Here is a 2,720-nt window from a genome sequence, read left to right as displayed (position 1 = left end):
CGGACAGGACGACGAAGACCCGGTCCCCGACATCTCCTTCACGGAACAGCACGTCCCCACGGGTGACCTCCTGCCGATCAAGATGGTCAGAGAGGGCCATTCGGTCCTGCTCGGACAGCCCTACGAACAGTGGTACGCGGGCAAGCAGATCCTCCACGGTCCTGAGCATGCCAGGACTATCGGCAGAGAGCACGGCCAGGGACCCCCAGATGGCTCCGACAGGCCGATCGACAGGACCCGACAGGCCGATCGACAGGACCCGACAGGCCCGATCGGCCCGGCCTAGCCCCGCGCGGTCAGGCGGCTCGATGCTTGCCCGGCGGCGGTCGGCGCAGACGCCGCCGGTATCGCTCCAACGCGGCGGGGAGGCCCTGATTGACGAAGGTGCTGACCTCGTCCGGCCGGGCGTTGTCGAGGAAGCCCTCGAGGCCCTTACCGGTGTCGGCGGCATTCAACGGACGTTCCACCCGTTCCATCGCCAGCAGAAGGCCGAGAAGCAGCAGGGGAAAGGTGACCGCGGCAATGACAAACATGACCTCTCCATGGTGGCCGACCGGCGACCATCGCATGCGACCGGGGGTGGGTGTGTCGCGCATCGGCCACCTGGCCGGAGCCCGTTCGGACCACCCGGCAGCGGTGCCGGACGGGCGGATCGACCGGCAGATACGCTGCCAGACATGCCCGCAACCGTCGACGCCGCGGCGGAGACCCCGCTCGCGAAGACCCGGCGGGCTCGCCGGATAGTGCGTCTGCTGGGCAATATCCATCCCGACGCCCACATCGCGTTACACTTCGACAACGCTCTCGAACTGCTGGTCGCCACCGTCTTGTCGGCCCAGTGCACGGACAAGAAGGTCAACGAGGTCACTCCTGGAGTGTTCGCCCGTTATCGGACCGCAGCCGACTATGCGGGCGCGGACCGCGCCGAACTCGAGGACATGCTGCGACAGACCGGGTTCTTCCGCGCCAAGGCGAACTCGCTGATCGGCATCGGCGCGGCCCTGACCGAACGCTTCGACGGTGAGGTTCCACGGTCGCTGGCGGCCCTGATGACCTTGCCGGGCGTCGGTCGCAAGACGGCGAACGTCGTGCTGGGGCATGCGTTCGACCTGCCCGGAATCACCGTCGACACTCACGTCGGGCGGCTGTCCCGCCGCTTTGGGCTGACCACTCAGACCGACCCCGTCAAGGTCGAGTCGGACCTGGCGGCGCTCATCGAACAGCGGGACTGGACCATCGCCTCCGATCGCATGATCTTTCATGGGCGACGGATCTGTCACTCGCGCCGCCCGGCCTGCGGCGCCTGCGGGCTGGCCCGGCTGTGCCCGTCCTTCGGGCTCGGCCCCACTGAGCCTGCCGAGGCGGCCCGGCTGGTCCGGGGAACACGCAACGACGTCGAAACCCTGCGATGAACGAGATGCCAGCCAACGCCGACGGCGCCTTCGACGCCGACGGGGCCACCATCCCCCCGCCCCCGGCCTGGCTGCGCACTCTGGCGGAGAAGGCCGGGCAGGCCCTCGTGACCAGCCGGACCCATCCGGGTCATGCGGGCGCGGATGCTCGACCGGCCGCCGTACTCATCCTGTTCGGCGATGATGGCCCGGAGGGGCCGGACATCCTCCTGCTCGAACGGGCGGCCGAGCTGCGCAGCCATGCCAACCAGCCCGCGTTCCCCGGTGGCGCCACCGACGCGACGGACGAGTCGCGGGTGCACACGGCGCTGCGCGAAGCCGAGGAAGAGGTAGGGCTCGATCCCGCGGGGGTCGAGGTGCTCACCGTCGCCTCCCCGCTCTACCTGCACGCCAGTCGTTATCTCGTGACCCCGGTGATCGGCTGGTGGCGTATTCCGTGCGCGGTCGTGCCCGTCGATCCCGCCGAGACCTCGTCGGTCGCCCGGGTGCCACTCGCGGAGCTGGCCGACCCGGCCAACCGGGTCATGCTGCGCCACCGCACCGGCCTCGCCGGACCCGCCTTTCGGGTCCGCAGCATGCTGGTGCGGGGCTTCACCGCGGGCATCCTCGATGTTCTTCTCCGTCTCGGCGGGTGGGAACAGCCGTGGGACGACACCGAGCTCATCGACTACCCAGTCGCGCGGGCCACGACCAGCGGGACCCCGGTCATGCCCGCGCAGACGTCCCGCCCGCCGGCACCGTCCCCTGCACCGCTACAGTCCGGTCCACTGGACAAGTCCCCGCCACTGGACAAGTCCAGCCCGCCGACGGCACCGGCATCGCCCTGCGACGAGAGGCACAGCTGATGACCAGCACCGCGGACCGTGACCATGCGGGACCGCGACCGTCCATCCACTCCCCCCGGCAGGGGCGGTCACGACGGCCGGGTGGTATCCAGCGCCCGCCCGCTCGGGTGGCCTGGATGGACCGGGCGGGCTGGACCGGACGGACACCCCGGCTGGGCCGGCTCACGGTAGCCCTCGGGCTGGCGCTCGGTCTGTTCCTGGGCGCCGCGGGCTGCGGCGGCTCGGGCAAGGACGGCGCGTCGACGGGGCCCTCCCTCACTCCCACCGAGGGAGCGGGCGGCCTGCAGATCTTCGCCGTCACGGGCCTGCCGAACCTGCACTTCTCCGCGATGGAACTGGTGGCCAGGCCGGGGCGGATCCGCGTCGACTTCTCGGTCACGCCGCAGTCCCCGCCGCACAACTTCGTCATTCCGCGGATTCCCGAGGCACACACGCGCATCGTCTCCGCGGGAGAGCCACAGAG

Annotated in this window: 4 protein-coding genes; 3 read left to right on the top strand and 1 reads right to left on the bottom strand. The window is 70.4% G+C overall.

Going from position 1 to position 2,720, the window contains the following annotated elements; all coding sequences use genetic code 11:
• Positions 1 to 296 precede the first annotated feature (296 nt).
• On the bottom strand, positions 297 to 533 hold the full coding sequence (locus ACY45C_RS01680) for a hypothetical protein (protein WP_023840719.1): 237 nt from the start codon (positions 531 to 533) through the stop codon (positions 297 to 299).
• 144 nt (positions 534 to 677) lie between these two features.
• On the opposite strand from ACY45C_RS01680, the gene nth reads away from it, so the two are divergent.
• The 3 genes from nth to ACY45C_RS01665 all read left to right on the top strand — a co-directional run.
• Entirely contained in the window at positions 678 to 1,412 is a 735-nt protein-coding gene (nth, locus tag ACY45C_RS01675; RefSeq protein ID WP_462185913.1) for an endonuclease III, read from the top strand.
• The gene (locus ACY45C_RS01670; protein ID WP_462185912.1) at positions 1,409 to 2,257 is read left to right on the top strand and encodes an NUDIX hydrolase; all 849 of its coding nucleotides are present in this window, start codon (positions 1,409 to 1,411) and stop codon (positions 2,255 to 2,257) included. Before nth ends, ACY45C_RS01670 begins: the two co-directional genes overlap by 4 nt.
• On the top strand, positions 2,257 to 2,720 hold a 464-nt coding region (locus tag ACY45C_RS01665), incomplete at its 3' end, for a hypothetical protein (RefSeq protein ID WP_462185911.1). The genes ACY45C_RS01670 and ACY45C_RS01665, both read left to right, overlap by 1 nt.

The organism is Frankia sp. CcWB2 (genome assembly GCF_977927585.1).
Note: the sequence above shows the minus strand (reverse complement) of the source record. Positions and strands in the feature narration are given on the sequence as shown.